The organism is Roseobacter sp., from assembly GCF_039970775.1.
Taxonomy (GTDB): Bacteria; Pseudomonadota; Alphaproteobacteria; order Rhodobacterales; family Rhodobacteraceae; genus Roseobacter.
The window spans coordinates 1-23,675 of record NZ_JBDVLG010000005.1; the positions used below are offsets into that span (position 1 = coordinate 1).

Here is a 23,675-nt window from a genome sequence, read left to right on the forward strand (position 1 = left end):
TGGATTGGGGTCAGCCGTTGCGGGCCGGTCATGGGGTCGCTGGTGCCCGGCAGTGGCGTACGCGTGGTAGCGACGGCTATCAAGCCCCCGATACTGGGGTGTTGAAACAGATCCCGTGGGGACAGCGGCATACCAATATCGCGGGCCTCGGCGACCACCTGAATGGCCAGAATGGAATCGCCCCCGATGCGAAAGAAATTATCGTCACGGGTGATGCCGCCGCGCCCCAGAACGCGCTGCCATATGGCGGCCAGATCGGCTTCGAGCCCCGGTGCGATATGGTGCACGGGCGTCGTGGCGGTTTGGGTGGGCGCGGGCAGGGCGCTGCGGTCAAGTTTCCCGTTGGGCAACCGTGGCAACGCGTCGCTGATCACAAAAAGCGTCGGCACGCAGTGGGCAGGGATGACCTGTCCCAAGGCCGCCACAATGTCGTGTTGGGCGACCGTGCCTTCGACCCAGGCGGTCAGGCGCAGGGGGGTATCGCCGGTGTGCCAGCCATCAACAGCTGCTGCGGTGACGCCGTCAATGTCGGTCAGGGCGGTTTCGACCTCGCCGGGTTCGATCCGGAAACCGCGAATTTTGACCTGCCGGTCACCGCGTCCCATGTAGTCTAGCGTGCCGTCTGGCGCACGCCTGACCCTATCGCCCGTCCGGTACATAATGGGCGCTGTGCCATCCGTGTCGAACGGGTTGGGCAAAAACTGTGCTGCGGTATCGTCGGGGCGGTTCCAATAGCCTTGGCTGACGCCCGCACCCGCCAGAAAAAGCTCACCCGGCAGGGCCGGGGGCAGTGGGTTCAATCCATCGTCCAACACATACGCGCGGGTGGCAAAAACGGGCGCGCCAATGGTGCAGGTTTCGCCAGATTTCGGCAGCAAAGCGGCGGTTGAATAGGTCGTGTCTTCGGACGGGCCGTAGAGGTTCCATAGTTGTGTGACGGTCCCTGTCGCGTAGATGCGTTTGGCCAACGCAGGGGGCAGGGGTTCGCCAGCCAGACAAACCGTTTGCGTGGCGGCGGGCAGGGGCCCCAGCTTGATAAATTCGGCCATCGGGCTGGGGACGGTGTTGATCAGGGTGACGTCGTCGCGGAAGGGCGCATCGTGCAACGCAAACAGATCATCGACCAACATCACCGTGCCGCCCGACGCCAATGTGGCAAAGATCTCGAACACCGACAGATCAAAACACACCGACGTCGCCGCCAACACACCGCGCATCTGTTGTGGGGTGAAGGTCTGCGTGCTCCAATGGATCAACGCGTGCGCATTCCCATGTGACAGCACGACCCCCTTGGGGGTACCGGTAGAGCCGGACGTGTAGATCAGGTAGGCGATATCATCGGGGCCGATTGTGACAGGGCTGGGCGTTTGGGACTGCCCGCCATGGGTGTCTTTGACGTCTGGCGTGCCATCGAAAAAGCCCACCAACGGCATCAGCCCATCGCCCGTTGCATCATGCGTTAGGGTCAGGGCAAGCCCCGCGTCTGTGCGGATATAGGCGATGCGATCGGCCGGGTAGGCCGGGTCCAGCGGGACATAGGCCGCACCGGTTTTCAAGACAGCAACCATCGCCGTGATCATATCGGGGTGTCGCCCAAGGGCGATACCGACGCGGTCACCCTTGCCGATCCCGGTGGATTGCAGATGTGCCGCCAATGTGTCGCTGCGTCGGTCCAACGCGCCATAGGTCATGTCGCCGGTGTGGTGGCGCACGGCGGGCTGATCGCGGTGGGTATGCGTGCGGGCGCTGATCTTGGCGTGCAGGCCAACGGGCGCGTCATAGGTGGCCGATCCGGTATCATTCCAGCGCGCTATATCGGCGGATTGATCGGGGTGCAGCATGCTAAGGCGCGATACCGGGCAATCTGGCGCCGCGAGGGCCGCATGAACCAGCGCCTCAAAGCTCAGCGCGAAGTGGCGCGCCGTGTCTGGCCGAAACAGGCCCGTGTTATATTCAAACCGCAGCGCGAAATCATCGCCTTGGTCCAAAACTGCGAGGGTCAGATCTACCTTTGACGTGGTCGCGGCCAGCGTCAGCGGCTGCCATGCGATGGCATCATGGCCTTGAGCGGTGTCGGGGCGGGATTTCCACGTGAACATCGCTTGGAAAATAGGCGCGTGGCTCCAGCTGCGCTCTGGGGAAAGCGCCTCTACCACATGTTCAAAGGGCATGTCTTGATGTTGAAACCCGGCAAGGCAACGTTGGCGCACATCGCGTATAATCTGGGTGGTGGTGTGGCGCGGATCCACGTCCAGACGCAGGGCTAGCGTGTTGACAAACATACCCGCCAGCGCGTCCAGATCGGGGTGCGGGCGTTGGCTGACGGGGGTGCCCAGCACGATGTCACTGCTGTTGGAATATCGGCTGAGGAACACGGCATAAAGACCCATCAAGGTCATATGCGCGGTGCTGCCCTGCGCCGCTGCCAGATCTCGGAGCGCCTGCGCAGGGGCGCCCGATACGGCGAAATCGACGCTGCCGCCGGTGGTGGTTTGATGGGCTTTGCGCGGAAAATCGAGAGGCAGGTCCAGCAACGGCGGCGCGCCGGTCAGGTGATCCACCCAGAACTGTTTGCTGCCCGAAAAATCCTGCGTCTTTTGCCATGCGGCATAGTCGGCATAGCTGATGGGCAATGGCGTGGGGCGGTGATTTGCGTCACGTTCAATGGCTTGATAAATATTCATTAATTCGCGCAACAGCAATTCGACCGATACGGCATCGGCATTGATGTGATGCAACACCAGCAACACGGCGTGGTCTTGTGGCGCGAGCCGGTAAAGATGCAACCGGATCAACGGCCCGGTGCCCAGATCAAAGGGGCGCGCGGCCTGCACGCGCAATATGTTCTGAAGTGCGGTGGCGTCTGTGTCGGTGACGGGCACGTGGGTCGGGCCTTTGGGGTGCACCCGTACGGTCGCGCGGCCATTGACCTGCGGATAGGTGCAACGCAGCACCTCGTGGCGGTCGGTCAACAAACCATAGGCGTGCCCAAGACGTTGGGCATCGATATCGCCGTTAACCCGAACGGCTGCGGGCAGGTTATAGGCGGCGCTGTCGGGGTCAAGTGTGCACAGGGTCCATTGGCGGTCTTGGGCATAAGACAACGGGCGCGGTGTGGTGTCTGCCAAATTCGGGATCGGGTCAGGGGGCGTGCCGGTCAGAAGGGCGTGGTGGTCGAGTGCCATTGCAAAATCCTTCAGGCGGGGGGCTTCGAACAACAACCGCAACGGCAACGCGCGCGACCCTTCAAACGGCAACCGCGCGATCATGCGCATGGCCAACAACGAATGCCCGCCTGCCGCGAAAAAGTCGGTGTCTGGGGTCACCGCTGCATCGCCCAGTACCTCGGCCCAAAGCTGCGCAAGCAACGTTTGCGTGCCGGTTTGTGGGCGCGCGTTGGGGGTGGTCGTAGATGGTTGGGTACGTGGCAATCGTTTGCGGTCGACCTTGCCATTGGCGTTCAGGGGGAATTGGTCCAGCGTGATGTAGTGGGCCGGGGCCATATAGCTGGGCAGCCCGTCCGCCACGCGCACACGCAGGCGGGTGTCGATATCATCGCCAAGCGCGGCGCCCCGGATATAGGCGACCAGCTGAGCGGTATCGCCTGTGCCTTCGACAACCACGACAGCCTGTTCCACGGCTGGTTCGCTGGCCACCAAGGTTTCGATTTCGGCCAGTTCAATCCGGAAACCGCGCAGTTTCACCTGAAAATCCATACGCCCAAGGTAGGCAAGGGTCCCGTCGGGATGCCTGCGCACCATGTCTCCGGTGCGGTACAGGCGTGTGGCGGGATCAGCAGGATCGTCGATGAAGTGCTGCGCCGTTAAATCGGGGCGGTCCAGATAGCCGGGGCTAAGGCCCGCGCCCCCGATCATCAATGCGCCCGACACGCCGGGCGGGCAACGCTGGCCCGCGGCATCCAGCACGTGCAGGGTGGTGTTGGCAATCGGCGCGCCCAAAGGGATGCGCCCGGCGGAGATATCTGCGCGGGTCACCTGCGCGCAGGTCGACCAAATGGTGGTTTCGGTGGGGCCGTACATGTTCCACAGCTGTCCGTGCCCGTCCAAGAGGTGGTTTGCCAACGCCAGATCAAGCGCCTCGCCCCCGCAGAGCATTTTGAAACCCAACGGGGCCTGCCACCCGTCTTCCAACAACAGGCGCCATGTCGCGGGGGTGGCCTGTAGGACCGTGGCCGCGTGATGCGCAATCAGCCGCGACAGCGCGCGCCCGTCCAACACGTCATGCCCGCAGGCCAGCACCACTGTGCCCCCCGCCAGCAGTGGGCCAAAAAGTTCCAGCGCCGCGATGTCAAAGGCAGAGGTCGTGACCGCAACCAAGGTGTCATTGTCGGATAGGCCGGGCGTTTGCGCCATGGACGTCAGCAGGTTAACCAAACTGTCGTGGCGAATGGGCACCCCCTTTGGGCGGCCCGTCGTGCCGGACGTAAAGATCGTATAGGCCAACGTGTCTTGGGCAACGGCGCGGGGGGGGATCGGCGCGCAGGCGTCAATGTCAGGGCGCGCGGCGGCGATGTCGCAGGTGGGGCAATCGGTTTCAAACGGGGCCGCACCGTTTACCAACATCAGTGCGGGTGCGGCGTCTTTCAAGATCATGCGTTGGCGCGGGGCCGGGTGGGTTGGGTCCAGTGGAATATAGACAGCACCCAGCCGTAGGACCGCAAGCATAGCCACGACCATATCGCCCCCCCGAGGCAGGCAGATCGCAACGCGCTGTTGGGCCGCGACACGGGGTGCCAGATACGCGGCAAGCCGCCCGGCGGCGTGATCCAGCGCGGTAAAACTGAGCACGGTATCACCCGATATCAGGGCGGTTTTTTCGCCCTGCCGCTGTGCCATCTCTGACAGCAGATGCGCTAATCCGCCTGTCGGAATAGGGGCGGCTGTGTCGTTGATACGGGCGGTCTGGGCCCGGTCGGCTTCATTTTCAAGCGGGATCGACCGCAGGGGCTGTGTGGGTGCCGCCATCACGGCCTCTAGGATGTGGGCATAGTCTTGGGCCATCCGCGCCGCCGTATCTGGCGAAAACAGGCCCGTCGCGTATTCCAACACGCCGCTGATTTGATCGCCATGAAACAGATCAAGCGCCAGATCAAACCGCGCCACATGCCCCCCCAGCGGATAGGGCGTTAGGGTCAGGCCGGGCAGGCTGTGCGCCAGATCTTGCTTTTCGTGCAGGTTGAACATGGACTGAAACAACGGGCTGTGCGCCATGCTGCGCTGGGTGACGCACGCGTCGACGACCTGTTCAAATGGCACGTCTTGGTGGCGCATCCCGGCCAGAAACCCGTCGCGCAGGCGGGCGAGAAATTGCACAAAATCGTCTCCGTGATTTGCCGTGGTGCGGATGGCCAATGTGTTGACGAAATACCCCACAAGCCCCTGCCAATGGGCGCTGTCGCGGTTGGACACCGTGGTGCCGATGCAAATATCGTCGTTGCCGCTATAGCGGTTGTGCAAGATGTGAAAGGCGGCAAGGCACACCATAAAAGGTGTTGCGCGGTGGTCGCGGGCAAATGCTTCGATGCGGCGGGTGACGTCTGGCGCGATGTCAAAGTGAAGGCGCGCGCCTGCAAAATCTTGCTTGGCCGGGCGCGGGGTGTCTGTTGGCAGGTCGGTGCGCGCTGGTAGCCCGTCTAACGTGGTGCGCCAGAACGCCAATTGTGTGTCCATTTGGGCCACGCGGCCCCGTTGGGCCAGCGCGTAATCGCCGTATTGATGGGTCAAAGCAGGCAGGGGAAGGCCACAATACAGCGCTGCACAGTCTTCGATTATGACTTGCAGAGACCGATAATCAGCGATGATATGATGGGCCGCCAGCGTTAATATATGCTGCGCAGGGCCGGTCTGCACCAGCAAACACCGCACCAACGGCCCGTTTTCCAGATCAAACGATTGCTGCGCAAAAACGCGCAGCGTGGGATCAACCCCGGCGGCGTCATCGCGGTGATCACGGTGGTCGAGAGGCAGGGGCGCCGCCGGGTCGATGATCTGCACGGGCGTGCCGTCGCGGTCGGCAAACCGGGTGCGCAGACTGTCATGGCGGGCGTAAATTTGATCAAGGGCCGTGGTCAGGCGGGTTTGGTCGAGATCCCCTTCTATGCGCAACGCGACGCAAATCGTATAGACCGAACGGCCCGGATCCATCTGGTCGATGAACCACAGACGTTGTTGCGCCAGGCTCAGCGGCGCGTGCCGGGGGCCTTTGGGGGGGGTGGCCAGTTTGGCCGCCAAAAGCGCGCGTTTTTGCGCGGCATCCATCTTGGAAATATCGGTCACGGGGGGCGTCTCTTTCATGAGGACATCTGAGACAAAAGCGTCTCAACTTCGGCATCTGTCAGGCCGGTGGTGGCGTCTGCTGGGGCGGGTGCATCGGTGGTTTCGGTCAGGCGTGCGTCAATCAGAGCGGCCTGCGCGCGCGGGGTCAGCGCGTCGAACATTTCACCAAGCGAGAGCGTAATGCCAAACGCATCTTGCAACCGCACCAGCAACCGCATCGCCATGAGTGAATGCCCGCCTGCGGCGAAAAAATCATCCTGCGCGCCAATCTCGGGGTTGTCTAAAACCTCGCACCACAAGGCTATGACATGGGTTTCGGTTGGGGTTGCGGCGGGGTCTTTGGCGGTGCGCGTCCCCCCCGGAACCATCAAAGCACTGCGGTCGATTTTGCCATTGGGCATGCGCGGCAGATCAGCCATGACCGACCACAGTTGCGGCACCATATGGGCGGGCAATTGGGTCTGGAGCCACCCGCGCAGGGTCTCTTGCGTGACGCTTTGCCCGGCGCGCACCCCGATAAACGCGGCGATCTGGCGGTCAGGGTCGGCGGCGTCGCTTGTCGCCACCACAATGGCTTCGGCGACGGTGTCATGGCGTTCGAGCGTATTTTCGATTTCGCCAATTTCGATCCGCTGGCCTCTGATTTTTATCTGCGTGTCGAGACGGCCCAAAATGTCGATCCGCCCGTCCGCGCGCCACCGCCCCCGGTCACCCGAACGGTACATCATCGCGCCGGGATGCCATGGATCAGGGACAAATTTTTCAGCCGTCAATGCGGGCCGGTTCAGGTATCCGCGCGCGACGCCTACGCCCGCGACGCACAGCTCGCCTGCCACGCCGTGGGGCAGCAGCGCGCCGTGGCGGTCCATGATGTGAATACGCGATCCGGGCAGCGGACGCCCGATCGGCATGGGGCGCTCGGGCTCGTGCTGTACGGGATTGCCTGCGTCATAAATGGCGTCTTCGGTGGGGCCGTATAGATTGTTGATTTTTGTAATATGTGGAAGGGTTTGCAAGTGATCCAACAACGCGGGAGGAAAGAATTCGCCCGCCAGATTGATGGCCCGCAGGGTGGGTGGCAGGTCGTGATGTTTGACCAAGGCGCGCAGCAAACTGGGAACCGTGTTGACCAACGTCACACTGGCCTCTGCGGGCAAATGCGGTAGGTCTAGAAGGGTTTGAACCAACACCAAATGCCCGCCGTGCGACAGGGTGGCAAAGATCTCAAACAGCGACAGATCGAATGACACAGACGTGGCCGCCAAGACACCGCCAAGATCAGCGGCGTCGAAATGCTGCCCCGCCCATGCAACCCGCGATAGGATGTTGCGATGTTCCAGCATGACGCCCTTTGGGGTGCCGGTTGTCCCCGACGTATAGATCACGACCGCCAAATCGCTGGCCGCACCGCGCATTGGGCCACGTGGGGCGGGCGACGCATGTGTGACATCAAGCGCGTGGTCAAATTTGGCGGTGGTTTTGCCGTCGGTCACCACAAGCGTCAGGTCGGCGTCTTGGGCGATGAGGTCAATGCGGGCTTGCGGGTAGGCAGGGTCCAACGGGACATACGCATACCCGGCCTTTAGGATCCCGAAAACAGCCGCGATCAGATTGGGTGTGCGGTGCATGCACAAACCCACGCGCGCATTCGGCGGCAGGCCTGTGTTTGACACCGCAGCGGCCACCGCATTGGCGCGGGCATCAAGGTCGGCGTAGCTAAGCGTGGTGGTGCCATGGGTCAGGGCGGGGGCGTCTGGTGTCTTGTCCACCTGTGTCTCAAACGCGCGGTGCAGAGTGGGGGCGTGGTCGGGCACCGCGGGCCCTTCGGCCAACGTGAACAGCGCCGCGTGCTCGTCTTGTGACAGCATTTCTAGCTGGGCGGGGGGGGCGGTGTCATCGGCCAGCGCCGCTGCCAAAACCGTGGTGAAATGCCGTGCCATGCGTGCAATGACGTCCGGATCATACAGATCTGCGCGATACTCCACACGACAGCGCAGATGCGTGCCGTCGTCCTCTAGGTTAAAGCGCAGTTCGTATTTGGCGGCCCCTTCGGCGTAGGGAAACCGGCTGAGGCGCAGCCCGTGCACCTGTGACGGCAGACGGTCGGCCTGTTGCAGGTCGAATTTGGCGCGAAACACTGGTAAAATCTCGTCCGGTTGGCGTGTGGGGTTTAGCGCTTCTATGACGTGCTCAAGCGGCACGTCTTGATGTGCGAGGGCTGCGTGAAAACAGGCCGCCGTGCGTTGCAAAACCTGCGTGAAATTCGCGGCCCCTTTGAGGTCGGTGCGCAGAACCACCGTGTTGACCAGCGGCCCGACCAACCCTTGCGTTTCCGCCCGGTCGCGGTTGGCCACATCGCTGCCCAGCACGATGTCGTCGCTGTCGCAATAGCGCGACAACAGCAGGTTGAACCCCGCCAAGAGCAGCACAAACAGGCTGACTCCATGTTGTTTCGCCGCCGCGCGGGCGGTTGCCGTCAGGTCGGCTGGCAGTTCAAAGGCATGCACCCCGCCGCCTTTGCCAAGATCCGCCACACGTCGCGGCGTGCGCGGCAGATCCAGCACCGGCGCGCCATCCAGTTGGGTGCACCAATAGGCAAGCTGGTCGTCTAGGGCCGTGGCGCGGGTTTTGTGCTGCCAATCTGCAAAATCAGCCATCTGGATTGGGAGGGGGGGCAAGGGGTCAGCACGACCTTGGCTTAACGCAGCATAAATCACGGCCAATTCGCGTGCCATGCACCCCAAAGACCAACGGTCCGCTGCGATATGGTGCAGCCCGATCGCCACGACATGGTCGTCAGGGCCCAACCGGATCAACCCCGCGCGCACGGGAGGCGCATCCAGCCTGTGGGGCTGTGCGACGATGTCGTCCAAGATATCTTGGGCGGCGGCATCGGGGGCATTGTCGGTGCTGACGTCCATCATCGCCATCTGGGGGGTGGCGTCTATGATTTGCTGGGGCTCACCGGCGGTGTTGATGTCAAACCGCGTCCGCAACGTGTCATGCCGGGCGCAAAGCTGTGCAAACGCGGATTGCATGACACCCACATCCAACGCCCCTTGCAGGCGCAGCACCGTCGCCATGTTGTAGGCGGTGGTTTCGGGGGCCACGGTCTGCATGAACCACAACCGATGTTGCGCGAATGACAGCGGTGCGGGCCCGTCTGACATACGCTGTGGTATGCGGCCTACGCCCTGCTTTTTCTGCGCCATACGTTGCAGTAAAAGCTTGCGTTGCGCGGGGCTAAGCGTGCCCAGTTTGTCGCCAAGGCTGACCATCACAGAGCCTCTTCGGTGAGCAGCGCATCCAGCGCGCTTTGGGATAGGTCCCCCACCTCATCGAGCAGATCTGCCAGATCATCGTCGGCGGCCATCTTGTGTTCAATCAGGCGCGCGATCCCGGCGGCGGTGGGGTTGTCGCGCAAGAGTTCCCCCATTTCCAGCGCAACGGGAAAGGTATCACGTAGGTGTGCAATGGCGCGGATCGCCAGCAAGGAATGGCCGCCCAATTCGAAAAACCCATCGTCGACGCCGATAGCGTCAAGCCCCAGCAGGCCCCCCAATATTTGGGCAACCTGTGTTTCGGTCGCTGTGCGGGGGGCGACAAATGGGGTCTCAAGGTCGGGGCGGGTTCTGGCGTGCGATGTTGTGTCAGACGCCGCCGTTTGGGGTGTGGTGTTCAACCATGTGGCGCGGCGGGTATCGACATCGCTGCGCGAGACGGTGCAGGCCCCAGTGAGGCCCGCGCCCAAAATACGCCCGGTAAGGGCCCAGATGTCACCCGCGCTAAGGGCGTGGTCATTTGTGGTGCCGTCCCCGGCCAGCATATCCCAGCCTATCGCGATCCAATTGGTGCGGGTGGTGCGGTCATATAGGGCGGCGGCGACGTCCGTATGATGATGCCCGCCTGCGTAATCGGCCAACCCCATGCCGCCGATGGCCGACGCCAGTGAGGATTGCAAACAGACAAACCCCACCGGGTGATCTGCGGTGATCTGCGCCAGTGCTGCGACCGGCGCGATGCAACTGGCCTGAACGCGGGCGGCCTGATCGGCCCCAGACAGCGCCAGCGGGGCCATTGATGCCTGATCGCTGAACGGTGTGCTCAGGAATATGCCATCCAGCCGTCCCCAATGGGTTTTCACCTGATCAAGAGCAGCGGCAAGCGCTGTGGGGTCGCCACAATCGGCGGTCAATTTCAGCACCCGGTCACTGGCCTCGATGGGCAGGGGTGCGGCATCGGGCGTTTCAATCAACGCCAGCCGCGCATGGGGCGGAATATGCGCGGCCCAGACCTGCCCGATCCCCTGCGCTACATGCCCGATCACTGCGTAGACGCCATTTTTGCGCAAAGGGTCCGGGGTGTCGGGTAAGTTTTGAACGCTATGATGCAATGTCCAGAACCGGTTGGCGCGGCGCGCCATCATCGCCGCATCTGACTGAACCAACGCATCGCGCAGCACGGGCGCCAGCCCGGCTGGCGTCAAAGGCTCGGCGGGGTCGAGATCAATCACACGGCAGCCCAAGGCGGGGCATTCTTGTCCGGCGACCTGCACCACACCGTGCAGCCGGGCAAGATCGGGGCGCAGATCTTCTGTGCCGGTGACATCCGCGGCACCCGTAGTCACGAGCGTCACGCGCAGGTCTTGGCCATGGGCGACCAGCGCCTGCATGATGGATTTTACCGTCTGCGTGTCGTCGACCGGCCACAAGATCACCATATCGCTGATCGGCGTACCCCGTGTGGCAAGCGCCGACAGGATGGTTTGCAAATCGCGGCTCTGGTGGGGCGGCAAGGTGAAATGGCGGTAGCCGGGCTCTGACATGGTGTCACCTTGGGTGACGCGGTAGGCGTCATCGCCGCCCCGTTCCAACGTTTGCGCAAGGGCACGGCCAACCCGCCCGTCGTCCAACACCAGCCACCGCCGCCCGGTTTTTGCGGTTGTCCGGGGCAGGGCCGTGCGATGCCAGTTGGGCAGGTAAATCTGCGGCTCTTGCGGGGATACGTCCGGCGCGGCCGCCGGGGGGGTGGCATCGGCGGTGACCCAATACCTGTCGCGTTGAAACGGATACCCGGGCAAGGCAATGCGCTGGCCGTCGTGAGGGGCCAAATGCGCGGAAGCGACGGGCACACCCAACGCCCATGCCTGCCCCAATGCCGCACCCATCGCGGCACCGGGCGCATCTGCGGGCAATCCGGGCAGGGTCGGGGCGGTGCTTTGATGGGCCACCAGATTGGATAGCGTCGCGCCCGGTCCGATTTCGATAAAAACGGGGTTTTCAATGGTTTGCGCGGTTTCAACGCAATCACCAAACGCCACAGGGTCGCGCAACTGGCGCGCCCAATAGGCCGGATCTACCGCATCGTTGTCGGTTAGCCATGTGCCGGTCACGTTCGACAAGACGGGAATGCCCGGCGCAGACAGTGTTTTGCCCGCCACGATCTGGGCGAATTCTGCGGCGGCAGGACCCATCGCGTGGGAATGAAACCCATGCGACGTCCTAAGCTGCGTGACGCCGAGCCCCGCATTTTGCAGAACCTCCACCGCGTGGGTGATGGCGGCGACCGGCCCGGTCAGCGTGGTCAGGCGGGGCCCATTGCGCGCGGCGATTTCAACATCGGCTATATCGGGCAGGGGGTGGTCTGGATGCACCACGGCCACCATCGCGCCGGGCGCTGCGGCTTGCATCAACCGCCCCCGTGCCGCGACCAGATCAAGCCCGTCTTCGAAGGTGAACACCCCCGCGATGCAGGCGGCTGTTAGCTCTCCCAAGGAGTGCCCCAAAAGCGCAGATGGCGTCACCCCGCGTGCGATCCAAAACTGTGCCAGCGCGTATTCTGCGGCAAAAAGTGCAGGTTGCGCGATGTCTGTGCGGGTCAGGTCACCGTCGCGTAGATCACGGCCCAGATGTGTCGCGGCACGGTCCAATAGCGCGGCACAATCCGGGGCGGTGTCGTAGACCTGCGCGATCATGCCGGCGTGTTGGCTGCCCTGTCCGGGGCATAGAAACACCGGGGCAACGGCGTTGGGTGGGACAGGCGCGCCCGGTTGCGCCAATCTGCGCAGGGTTGCGGCGGCCTGATCAACGGTTTGAGCACTCACGCACTGGCGCCAGCGGAAATCTTTGCGGCCCTGAGCGAGGGTCAGCGCCACGTCCCCAAGCGCGGGTTTGGTGGCCATCAGATGGTCGGCCAGTTGCGCTGCAGACGCGGCCAATGCGGTGGGCGTGCGAGCCGAAAGGGTCAACACCTGTGGCGCATGCACGTCTGGCGACTGGGGCCTGTGCGGTGGTTCTTCTAGTACCACATGCGCGTTGGTTCCGCCTATCCCGAACGAACTGACACCTGCGCGCAAGGGGCCCTGTGCGGTCCAATCGCGCAGGGCGGTGTTGACGGCAAAGGGGCTGCTGGCGAAATCGATCTGGGGGTTGGGCGTTCCAAAATGCAACGATGGCACCAACATGCGGTGGCGCAACATCAGCACGGTTTTGATCAACCCGGCCATGCCCGCCGCCGTGTCCAGATGGCCGATGTTGGTTTTGGCCGACCCCAATGCGCAAAACCCGCGCGCATCGGTGCCCCGCCGGAACGCCCGCGTCAGGGCCGCGACCTCGACAGGGTCACCCAATGCGGTGCCTGTGCCATGCGCTTCGACGTAACTGATGGTGTCGGGCGTGACATCGGATGCCAGCAATGCAGCATCGATGACCTGCGCCTGCGCCATCACATCGGGGGCGGTGAAACTGGCCTTGCCCGCGCCATCGTTATTGATCGCAGAGCCCCGGATGACCGCATCAATACGGTCTTTGTCGGCCAGCGCGTCCTCTAACCGTTTGAGCACCACAACCCCGACGCCATTGCCGGTTACCGTGCCATCGGCGTCCTCTGAAAACGCGCGGCACTGCCCGGTGGGCGACAAAATGCTACCGTGCAACGCGCGGTATCCATCTTGGCGCGACAAGGCGACGCCACCGGCCAACGCCATATCGCAATCGCCTGCGATCAACGATTGTGCCGCCATGTGCACCGCCACCAATGATGACGAACACGCGGTTTGCACCGTCACGGCAGGCCCGCGCAGGTTCAGTTTGAAGGCCGTGCGCGTTGCCAGAAAATCTTTGTCGTTCGCGGTGAAAATTTCATAGGGGGTGACCGTGTCGCGCAGGCCTGCGTTGCCGTAGAGGTTAAGCAAATATCCGTTCATCCCAGCGGCGGCAAAGACCGCAACATTGGCGGTATCGGTGCCTGCGCCGTAGCCTGCGTTTTCCATTGCATGCCACGCACATTCCAGGAAGATCCGCTGCTGTGGGTCCAGAATTTCGGCCTCGCCGGGGGCGTATCCGAAAAATTCTGCATCGAATGTATCTGCCCCGTCGATATCAGCACCGCGCGCCACAAAGTTCGGCGCGTTCAGGGTGTCGTCGGGGACGCCGCGCGCGCGCAACACATCGGGGTCAAGCGCGGTGATCGTCTCGCGGCCCGCCTTGAGGTTGGCCCAAAACGTGTCGATGTCGGGCGCACCCGGAAAACGCCCGGCCAAACCGATGACGGCGATTTCCAATCCGGTGGGGTCAGCTGCGGGATGGGGCATGGCTTGCGGGTTCCTTTTGGGTGGTGCGGGTGCGCCGGTTTTGCAAACGAGCACGGCCGCTGAGGCGGGTTGCGATTTGGGTTTGGCGCGCTGCATCGGGCGTGTCTGGCGCGGTCTGTGTCAAAAGATGGGCGGCCTGTGCGGATAGGGTCGCGTGGTGGAACAGATCGGGGATTTCGACGGTCAGACCAAGGTCTACGCGGATCCGGTCTTGCAGGGTCAAAACATTCAACGAATGCCCCCCAAGGTCGAAAAAATGCGCGCCGTCGTCCGGGGGGTTTGCCAAACCCAGAATGTCCTGCCAAATCGCGCCAAGCGTGTTGGTGTCTGACGTGACCGTGGGGCGTTGCGGTGCAAGGGGGGGGCGTTTTGGGGCCGGTTTGCTGGCGACTGGGATCGCCCCAAGCGTCACCTGTGGGTCGCGCGCGAGGGCATCTAACCCGTCGCGCAGGTCTGTCAGAAGGCGCGCGGCGGTGTGTTCGTCAACACGCGCGCCATCATACACCAGCCGCAACGTCAGGGTTTCGGCATGGATCACAAAAAGTGCCAATTGCGCGCTGGTTTGTTCTTGCACGTCGATGGATGTGATTGAAAAACCCTGAGGTTTCCCCAAAAGGCTCGGGTCGCTGGGGTAGTTTTCAAAGATCACAACCGCGTCGAACACGGGCGCGTCCCGGCGCAAACCCGCGGCCGTTTGCACCTGCCCCAATGACAGATGTTCGTAAGAGGCCTGCGCCTGCACCCGTGATTGCAAATGGTGTAACCATTGGGCGGCGGGCAGGTCGTCATCGACCCGGATGCGCATGGGCAAAGTGTTCACATACATGCCCACCGCTTGGGTCGCACCGACCTGTGCGGCGGGTCTGCCGGCGCGGGCCAACCCGTAGACCACGTCTTTTTCGACCGTGACGCGGGATTGTATCAGCGCCCACAGCCCCTGAACGGCGCTGGCCAGTGTGACACCATGAGGGCGCAGCCCGTCGATCACGGCGGTGACCGTCGGCGCGTCGATGTGTTGCGTGTGTTGGTGGCGTGGTTGCGTCGGGGGCGATGCGGGGGCGGGCAGGTGCCATTGCCCGGCAGGATTGCCCGCCAGTTCTGTGCGCCAAAACGCGGTGGCGGCGGGTACATCGCGCGTTTGGATCCACACGATGTGACGCTTAAACGCGATTGCTGGGGGCACCGTCTGCCCCGCGTAAAGCGTGATCCAATCGCGCAACAGTAGCGGGATAGACCAGCCGTCCAGAATGGCATGATGGAACGTCACAACCAACACATGCCGGTCGTTGTTCAGGGTAAACCGGCACACACGCAACAAGGGCGCGCGCGACAGATCAAACCCAGCGGCACGGTCATCGCGCATCCACGCGTCACAATGCGCGCCCTGCGTCGCCGTGGGCATATGCGAAATATCCACGTGTGCGAGGTGCAGTTTGGCCCGGTGCCCGACCACCTGAAGCGGCTGTTTTTGCCCCTTCCACACAAAGGCGGTGCGCAGGCTGTCGTGACGCGCAATCAGCGCCTCCCAGGCTTGGGTTTCGCGGTCGGGGTCGACGTGCCCGGAGATCTCTATGCGGATCTGAATGACATAGGCACCGGGGGTGGTGGCGCTGAGGCTTTGAAATAATATTCCGACCTGTCCGGGGGAAACGGGATAGGCGTCCTGTATTTTCTGGTTCATGGATGCGCACCCTTTTCGCGGTCTTCGGGCGCGATCAACCGCCGCCGGGCGTCACCGAACCGGCGCAGGCTTTGGACGGCATCGCGGTCGTCATATCGCAACGAATGCGCGCTTTCGCCGACAAACCGGCTGCACACATTCACATGCCCATCAGCCATGGTTTTATAGGCGGCCACAAACCGGTCATGGGCGGGGCGCAATTCGGCAGGCAGCCCGGCGAACTTTGGCCGCAACCCGCGCCAGATATTGACCAAAATACCGTGTTCCCATGACATTAGCCCACTGAACCCTTCGGACGCCACATGGGGGGGCATCATGGTTTCGCGGATTTGGGTCTCGTAGCTTTCGCGGGTGAAACTGCCGGCCAGCGCCATCGCGGCCCCAGAGGCGGTCATGATCTGCGCGGCGGCGTCCAGTTCGACGCGCGCGCCGTTGATGTTGTGCCGGTCCAACATCAGACCCAGACGTTTCATGCACAAGATCAACCCTTGGGTATCGAGGAAAAACGCCCAATGGAACTCTTGCCAAATATCAATCGGTTTGGGGGGCATCATGGTGATTTACCCACATCTAATTGACATATTCGCGCCAAGAGGTCCGCATAGGCGGCAAAGCCGTCGGTTTGTTGTGCCACCCTGTCTGGGGGCAGGTCGGGGGCCTGTGCCGCAAGGTCCAAAATGGCGGCGGCGGTGTGCAACAGGCCGCGCAACAGCAGCTGTGCAGGTGCGTTGCTGGCGACCCGTGCGACGTTGAAACAGCGGTCAAAATCGACCACTTCGTGCGGTTTCGCGGGGATCTTGGTGTCGTCTACGTGGGCGGTTTGGGTCTGCACGGGGGGCAGCGCGCGGTGTAGGGCGGTCACCGCGTGGGCGCGGTCGTGCGGGTCGGTGATATGCAAGGCGGCGTGGAATGCGTCCAAGCTGCGCGTCATTTGCGCGCGGCCTTCGGGTGAAAGGGTCAATTCGGCGGGCAGGTCGCCGGGCAGCGGCAACAGCAGCAGATTGGCATCAGGCACAGACGCGGCAGGTTGGCATTCTGACTTTAAGACGTCGGTTTCAAGGGTCATGATCCCTCCCAGGCAAAGGCCGAAATGTTCAGGTCCGTCCAGACCGTTTCGATGTGGCGCACACAGTCCGCATGCCCGCCGGTGTACCCTGATGGATGCCAACCCCATGGCAACGCACGATCTTGGGGCCAGATCGCATAGCGCCCGTCTTCGTTTGTGGTGACGATAAATGTTGGGTGGGTGGGCGTCATGGGTGGCCTCCGGCGCGGGTGATGCAACCGGCCTCCTCCAGATGGACCGCCGCATCGACAAGGGTTGTCTGGATAAATTCATGGTCGTCCGGGCCGTGTGCCGTTGACAAAAATCCGCCCCGATCACCGGGGCGCATGTGCAGCCCGCGTGTCAGGGCCACAAGCGACAGCAGCGTGCCCGCATCCGGCGAAAGGCGGCTTTGGCTGCCATCAATCGCGAAAAACGACCCGAACGACGTGAATTGAATGGGCACACCTGCGGTCGCCAGCGCGGTGTTTGTTGCGCGCACAAGCTGTGTGGTTTGCGCATTCAACTGGGTCTGCAATGCGGGGCCGCGGGCATCCAATTCACGGGCCATCGCGAGGGCGGCTGTCAATGACAGCGGGTGGCGGCAATGGGTCCCTGCGAAAAACGTTGTGGGAACCTGCGGGCGCGATGCGTCGCCAAACTGCCACGCGCCGCCGTCGATGTGATCCATGAACCGCGCGTCCCCGGCGATCAGCGATAGGGGCAACCCGCCGCCTGCGATTTTGCCGTAGGTTGCCAGATCTGCGCGTACGTCGAAAAATTCCTGCGCACCGCCTTGGGCGACCCGAAACCCCGATATCATTTCGTCAAAGATCAACGCGGTGCCGGTCTTTTGTGTCACCGCGCGCAGGCCATGCAGAAACGCGCGCGGTTGCACCTGAGGCGTCCGGCTTTGCACGGGCTCAACCAACACGGCGGCCAGTTTATGCCCCTGACGCCGCAAGATATCCAACGCGCGTGGGTTGTTGTATTCTAGGACCATCACATCGGCGCCAAGGCGGGCCGCGACCCCCGCAAAGCTGGGGACAGCGCGGGTGATCATCAGCCGTTCCAGCAGTGGTTTCAACGCCTTGAGAGGCCCCGAATGGGCGCGCTGCAACGCGCCACGCCGGATATATTCGAGCCGTTTGGCCTTGAACAGCGTTTGGTCGGCGTGTCCGTGATAGGCGTTGGTGAAAATGGCGATTTTGCGCCGCCCCGTTGCCGCGCGGGCGATGCGGATGGCCGTCATCACGGCCTCGGTGCCGGTGTTGGAAAAGGTGACCCGGTCATGGCCTGTCAGCTTGGCAAACAGCGCGGCGGTTTCGCCTGCGATCTCGGATTGGGGACCAATTTGCACGCCGCGCACCATGCGGTCTTCGAGAGCTGCGCGGATCGGATCAGGGTTGTGGCCCAAGATGTTACACCCCAACCCCATAAGGATATCGACGTATGCGTTGCCATCGATATCCCACAGGCGCGCGCCCGAAGACCGGTCTGAAACGATGGGGTAAAACGCCTCTTTTAAGGCGGGTGAAAACGGCATCGCCAGCGGTGTTTTATCGGCCAACACCAGGCGGCTGGTTTCGGCGTAAGCCTTGGAGCCGGGGGTGTGTGCGGTAAAATCGGCGACGGTGCGCGCGGTGATATCTTCGGCGGTGCTAAGCGGGGGCAGGGCGTTCATGCGGCGTCCTTTGCAACAGATCCGGGTTTTTGGGCGATGAAACACGCGGCGCTGTCGGCGCCGATCTGGGTGCCCCCTGCGAGGGTTTCTGCGCGTGCGTGCAGCCCCGCGCCTTTGAGCAGTTCCAAGACGGTTTCGATGGGATGCGCGTGCACGGGGTAGGTCACGCTGGTATGGTCCCAGCCGGGGTGGTGGCGCGTCATCCGGTGCAGGCGGGCTAGTTTGGCGGCCGTCATGAAACGACGCCGCATGAGCGCAGACACCACCGCCGCCCAAAGGGCCACGGGCCGCGCCGTTGACCGGCGAAACATATCGACAGTGAAACTGCCCGTTGCGGCGGCTGCGTCATAGCGCGGTGTGATCATCCACGCGTAATCGGGGCGGATGTCACCGGCTGCGGGGGTGCCCGTCCAATGACGGGCCATCTGGGCGGGGTGGTTGATATCAAACACGAATGTCCCGCCGTCCTTTAGGGCCGCAGCCACGGCGCGAAACACCTGCGCCAGATCATCGCGGGTGGCGATATGGTTCAATGATGCGCTGGCGCAGATCACTGCTGAAACTGGATCAGGCAGGGTAAAATCACGCGCATCGCCTTCGATCAATTCGGTGCCGGGCACGTTTTTGCGCGCATAGGCCAGCATGTCGCGGGACATATCCAAACCCGTCACCGCCAACCCCCGCGCGTGCATATGCGCCATCATTTGGCCGGTGCCGCAGCACAGATCCAGCACCCGTGCGCCGGGCGGCAGATCCCCCAGAACGACGCGGTCAAAGAACCCCATTTTGCGGCGGCTGTAGTCGGGCCCAAGGGTGCGGTCATAAAGCCACGCCCAGCTGTCATAGTCATATTCGGCGTCTGTCATGCGGGCATGGTCCTTATGGGCGCATCGGTCAAAACGGCGGCCAATGCGGTGCGCAGGGTGTCTGGGGTTAGGTCTGGTTCGGGCAAATCCGTGAGCGCGGTACGGGTGGCGGGGCAGGCATAGGGCCACACCGCTCCAGTAAACCCTTGCGGACCACCAAGCGCGGCAAGCGGGTACAACGGGTGGTCCGGTTGGGTGCGGGCGATCTGGGCCAGTTGGGTTTGCCAGTCGTGCGCAGGCACGCGGGTCAGGGCGACCCCGGCCTTTGCGAGCGCATCAAAGAGCACGTCTGAAGACGCCCCCACCGCGTGCTGCATGTGAAAGACCCGCCCGGAATGGTCGGGGGTGGCGGCCAGGTGGCAGACCGCGCGCGCCAGATAATCGACGGGCAGCAGGTTGATCCGGGCGTCCCCCGCAGGCGCGCGCCCCGAGGCCACGTATCCCTGCACCTGCCGCACAAGGATATCTGCGCGGTTGTAGGCCCCGGTGCGCATGCTGGGCCCGATGGACCCCAACCGATATGTGGTCACGGGCAGCCCGCGCGCGGCGGCTTGCGACACCAGCTGCTCTGCGACCCACTTGGATTGGTTGTACCCGCCATCTGGCGCGGGCCGCGTGGCGGCACCCGCGGTTTCGTCCAACGGCGCGTCGCCGGGCGTGAGCGCGCTAAGCGTTGAGACATAGTGCAGCGGCACGCCCAAATCACAGCACATACGCATGATTTCAACGGTGCCGGTGACATTGGTTTGGCGCAGGTTGGTGTAGGGGGTCAGATGGTGAACCTGCGCGCCACAATGGACGACAGCGCCGATTGTGCCCGCCAGATGCGCGCGGGTGTTCGCGTCAAGGCCAAGCCCTGCGGCCGCGAGATCGCCAGATATGGCCGTGATCTGGTGGTCAAATGCTGGCATCCAAAGGTCATATTGGCGCAATGCCTGTTCGACTTTGGCCGCTGAATCGCCGCGTGTCAGGCAGATCACGTGTTGGGTTGGGTTGGTCAGAAGTTCCGCCAAAATATGCGCGCCGACGAACCCAGTTGCCCCTGTCATCAAGATGCAATCGGGGAGGTGTGCGGGCACTGCAATGAGGTTTGGGGGGCGCAATGTTTCGTCGAGATCCAGATCATTTTGCCATGGGCTGACGGGGGTCGTGCTGTAGGTGCCGTCGATCCGGGCCGCAAGCGCCTGAATGCTGGCCCCTTCAAACAACGCAAGCGCGCGCAGTTTGTGGTGAAACCGGTCTTCGATGGCGGCAACCAGCCGGGTGGCGATCAGGGATGTCCCGCCGAGGTCAAAGAAATCGGCCTGCGTGTCGGGCGCGCCCACGCCCAACAGATCAGTGAAAATCGCGGCGAGCGCGGTTTCGGTTTCGGTTTCTGGGGCGCGGTGGTGTGGTGCGTGGCTGGTGGGGTGCGGCAACGCGGTCACGTCAAGCTTGCCATTGATCGTCAACGGCAAAGCATCCATCCACACAATCGCATCGGGGATCATATGGCGGGGCAATTCGGTCTTTAGCGCCTCACGCAGGGCGGTTTGATCGCGCCGCGCACCGTCAGCGACAAGATAGGCGACCAACCGCTGCACACCCTTGATGTCGCGCGCAATAACCACCGCATCGGACACGCCGGGCACCGCCTCGCAGCATCGTGCGATTTCGCCGGGCTCAACCCGAAACCCCCGGACCTTGATCTGGTCGTCGATGCGCCCCAAAACCCGGATCCGCCCATCGTGCAGTCGCACGGCCAGATCGCCACTGCGGTACACCCGCGCGGGGGCAGGGCGGAACGGGTCAGGGATAAACACCTGCGCGGTTTTATCGGGCAACCCACGATACCCGCGCGCCAGACCGATCCCGCCGATGCACAATTCACCGGGGCACCCGATGGGTAGCAATTGCGCATTGCGGTCAAGCACATGGAGCTGTTTGTTCGCGGGGGCCTGCAACGCCGGGGTCGTCGGATGGCCGTTGCCGCACAGCACCATAGACGCGTTCACCGTGCATTCTGTGGGGCCATATGCGTTGATGAAAATACGCCCCTCGGACCATGTGGTGATCAACGCCCTTGACGGCGCTTCGCCGCCCACCAACACCATCCGCAGGTCTGGCAAGTCGTCTGAGGGCACATGCGCCAGCGCCGAGGGCGTGATGGTCAGGTGGGTGGCACGATGGTCGCGCAGTAAGTGCGCCATGCGCGGTCCCGGCAGTACGTCTTCGACGCTGGCAGTCAGCAGGGTCGCGCCACCACCGAGGCTCATGATCAGGTCGGGGATCGAGGCGTCAAAGGAAAAGCTGAAAAACCCAAACACCCGCGCGCTGGGGGTCACGTCACAGCGACGCAGCTTGTCCAAGGTCAGATTGGCCAGCCCGGCGTGGGTGATCTCGACCCCCTTGGGCCGTCCGGTCGAACCGGACGTGTAGATCACATAGGCGAGATCATCGGGATTGGTCAGCGCGGTTGGATTGGTGCGGGGCCCTTGCGGCCAATGGGTGTCTAAATCCCACCGCTTGGGGCCGTCGATCTGCGGAAAATCGCGACTTGTCAGCAAGATAGACGCGCCAGAATCTTGCAACATGACGTCTAGCCGAGCGTGTGGATAGGCCGGATCAAGGGGCAGGTACGCAGCACCTGATTTCAGCACGCCCAACCATGCGGCGACCTGATCGGGGCCGCGATCAAGGGCGATCGCGACAATTGTTTCGGGCCCGGCACCGGCATCGCGCAAGGCATGGGCCAGTTGATTGGCGCGGGCATTCAGCGCGTCATATGTCAGCGTCGCGTCGGCGCCATGCGAGACGTGATGCACCGCGATGGCGCCGGGTTGGTTCGCCGCGTGGGCCTCAAAGATTTGGGCAAACCGCAACGCCGGGTCCAACGGGGTTTGGGTATCGTTCCACGTTTCAAGCAGTTGTTTTCGTTCAGATACAGGCAGATATTCCAGATGTCCAACAGGGGTGCCAGGGGTGCGGACGATGGCCCCCAAAAGGCCGCGAAAATGCCCGGCAAGCCGGTCAATCGTTGCGGCATCAAACAGGGCGGTGGCGTATTCAAAGTGGCCGGTAAAGGCGCGCCCTTCGGTCAGGTTCAGGCTGAGATCATGCCGGGCGGTGCGGGTGGTAAAGGCGCGCCGCGACAGTTTGAGACCTGGCAAATCCATGGTCTCGCGCGGGGCGCGATCCAGTTGGAATTTGAGCTGAAACAACGGGCTGGCACCGGGGTCACGATCAATTTGAAACCGGTCGACCAAATGTTCAAACGGCACGTCCTGATGGGTTTGCGCGTCCAGCAGATCACGGTGGATGCTTTTCACGATGGTGTCGAACCCCTGCTGCGGGTCCACGGTGCACCGGATTGGCAGGGGGTTCACGAACAGCCCCACCAGCCCGTCAAGATCCGGCATGGACCGGTTGGCCGAGGGCGTGCCGATGATCAGGTCTTGTTGCAGGCAATATCGGTGCACCAAAACGGCGAAAGCGGCAAATAAAACAGTGAAAACCGTGGTGCCTTGGGCAATCCCCAATGCCCTGAGGTCGTTGCTTAAACCTTCATCAATTTCAAAGGGATGGATGGTCCCCGCAAGGGATTGTATCGTGGGGCGCGCATGGTCGGTGGGCAGGCGTGTCACGGGCAAATCACGGCCCAGTTTGCTTTGCCAAAACGTCAGTTGTGCGGCGCGTTCCGGGCTGGTTTCTTGCTCCAGATGCCAGACCGCATAGTCGCCATATTGGATCGACAAGTCGGGAAGATCAGCCGCAAAACCGGCAACAGCCTCGCCATAAAGCGCGGCAAAGTCGCGCATCAAGACGTCAATAGAAGACCCATCCGCGGCGATGTGATGCAGGGTGAACAGCAAAATATGCAGGTCTGGTGCGCGGTGCAAAACATGCACACGCAGGGGCGGGGCAGTGGCCAAATCGAACGGGCGCTTGAAGTCTGCCTCGATCAAGGCGTCAAGGCTGGCGTCGTCCCATGTGCGCACGTCTTGGGTGGTGATCGGGGCCGGGGTATCGGTGGTGATCGTCGTTGTGGCATCGTGGAATATTTGTTGACGCAAGACGGTATGGCGACGGGTCAGTCCCAACAACGAATCACGCAGCGCGTCTCGGTCCAGCGTGCCGCGCGCCTCCAGCGCAAAGGGGATATGGTGCGCGGTATCGGGGTCGAGATGTTCCAACACCCACAGACGTTTTTGCGCGGGGCTGAGGGGCGGGTCAGGCTGGTTTAGCGCCGGAATAGAAACCGTGGGCGCCCCGGTACTTTGCTGTAAAAAAGCGATAATCTGCGGTTTAAGCGCGCGAATGCGATGCGCCAACGCGCCCTGCAAAACCTCGGTGGCACCAGAACACCGCAGTGTGTCGCCATCGGCAGACACATGAACACCGTGCTGGAACAACTGCGCCAAAAGCCTCTGGGCGTCGGACACGGTTGTCTGATGCACATCGATTTGCAGGGGCCGCACGACGGGCGCGATAGGGTCGGTTTTTGGGTCGATCATGGCTCTTACATTCTGGAAA

10 protein-coding genes are annotated in these 23,675 nt (G+C 62.7%); all 10 read right to left on the reverse strand.

The window, feature by feature from the left end:
• Nucleotides 1-6,314, reverse strand: a 6,314-nt coding sequence (locus tag ABJH13_RS00885) for an amino acid adenylation domain-containing protein (protein WP_348404325.1), incomplete at its 3' end; no start/stop codon positions are given.
• Nucleotides 6,311-9,574: an amino acid adenylation domain-containing protein gene (locus ABJH13_RS00890; RefSeq protein WP_348404386.1), complete on the reverse strand. Its 3,264-nt coding sequence runs from the start codon at nt 9,572-9,574 to the stop codon at nt 6,311-6,313. The genes ABJH13_RS00885 and ABJH13_RS00890, both read right to left, overlap by 4 nt.
• The gene (locus ABJH13_RS00895; RefSeq protein WP_348404326.1) at nt 9,574-13,887 is read right to left on the reverse strand and encodes a beta-ketoacyl synthase N-terminal-like domain-containing protein; all 4,314 of its coding nucleotides are present in this window, start codon (nt 13,885-13,887) and stop codon (nt 9,574-9,576) included. Before ABJH13_RS00895 ends, ABJH13_RS00890 begins: the two co-directional genes overlap by 1 nt.
• Nucleotides 13,868-15,568 carry a condensation domain-containing protein gene (locus ABJH13_RS00900; RefSeq protein ID WP_348404327.1) on the reverse strand — a complete coding sequence of 567 codons (1,701 nt, stop codon included), beginning with the start codon at nt 15,566-15,568 and terminating at the stop codon, nt 13,868-13,870. Before ABJH13_RS00900 ends, ABJH13_RS00895 begins: the two co-directional genes overlap by 20 nt.
• Nucleotides 15,565-16,122: a hypothetical protein gene (locus ABJH13_RS00905; RefSeq protein WP_348404328.1), complete on the reverse strand. Its 558-nt coding sequence runs from the start codon at nt 16,120-16,122 to the stop codon at nt 15,565-15,567. Before ABJH13_RS00905 ends, ABJH13_RS00900 begins: the two co-directional genes overlap by 4 nt.
• A complete protein-coding gene (locus ABJH13_RS00910; protein ID WP_348404329.1) occupies nt 16,119-16,634 on the reverse strand; it encodes a hypothetical protein in 516 nt (171 codons plus the stop codon). Before ABJH13_RS00910 ends, ABJH13_RS00905 begins: the two co-directional genes overlap by 4 nt.
• Complete coding sequence (locus tag ABJH13_RS00915; protein WP_348404330.1) at nt 16,631-16,825, reverse strand: MbtH family NRPS accessory protein; 195 nt, start codon at nt 16,823-16,825, stop codon at nt 16,631-16,633. The genes ABJH13_RS00910 and ABJH13_RS00915 overlap by 4 nt, the downstream gene beginning before the upstream one ends.
• Entirely contained in the window at nt 16,822-18,297 is a 1,476-nt protein-coding gene (locus ABJH13_RS00920; protein ID WP_348404331.1) for an aminotransferase class III-fold pyridoxal phosphate-dependent enzyme, read from the reverse strand. The genes ABJH13_RS00915 and ABJH13_RS00920 overlap by 4 nt, the downstream gene beginning before the upstream one ends.
• The gene (locus ABJH13_RS00925; RefSeq protein WP_348404332.1) at nt 18,294-19,163 is read right to left on the reverse strand and encodes a class I SAM-dependent methyltransferase; all 870 of its coding nucleotides are present in this window, start codon (nt 19,161-19,163) and stop codon (nt 18,294-18,296) included. The genes ABJH13_RS00920 and ABJH13_RS00925 overlap by 4 nt, the downstream gene beginning before the upstream one ends.
• Nucleotides 19,160-23,656: an amino acid adenylation domain-containing protein gene (locus tag ABJH13_RS00930; protein WP_348404333.1), complete on the reverse strand. Its 4,497-nt coding sequence runs from the start codon at nt 23,654-23,656 to the stop codon at nt 19,160-19,162. Before ABJH13_RS00930 ends, ABJH13_RS00925 begins: the two co-directional genes overlap by 4 nt.
• Nucleotides 23,657-23,675 lie beyond the last annotated feature (19 nt).

Coding starts and splice junctions, on each gene's coding strand:
- ABJH13_RS00910 (WP_348404329.1), bottom strand. CDS start 16,634: ATGACCCTTGAAACCGACGTCTTAAAGTCAGAATGCCAACCTGCCGCG.
- ABJH13_RS00930 (WP_348404333.1), bottom strand. CDS start 23,656: ATGATCGACCCAAAAACCGACCCTATCGCGCCCGTCGTGCGGCCCCTG.
- ABJH13_RS00925 (WP_348404332.1), bottom strand. CDS start 19,163: ATGACAGACGCCGAATATGACTATGACAGCTGGGCGTGGCTTTATGAC.
- ABJH13_RS00905 (WP_348404328.1), bottom strand. CDS start 16,122: ATGATGCCCCCCAAACCGATTGATATTTGGCAAGAGTTCCATTGGGCG.
- ABJH13_RS00920 (WP_348404331.1), bottom strand. CDS start 18,297: ATGAACGCCCTGCCCCCGCTTAGCACCGCCGAAGATATCACCGCGCGC.
- ABJH13_RS00895 (WP_348404326.1), bottom strand. CDS start 13,887: ATGCCCCATCCCGCAGCTGACCCCACCGGATTGGAAATCGCCGTCATC.
- ABJH13_RS00915 (WP_348404330.1), bottom strand. CDS start 16,825: ATGACGCCCACCCACCCAACATTTATCGTCACCACAAACGAAGACGGG.
- ABJH13_RS00900 (WP_348404327.1), bottom strand. CDS start 15,568: ATGAACCAGAAAATACAGGACGCCTATCCCGTTTCCCCCGGACAGGTC.
- ABJH13_RS00890 (WP_348404386.1), bottom strand. CDS start 9,574: ATGGTCAGCCTTGGCGACAAACTGGGCACGCTTAGCCCCGCGCAACGC.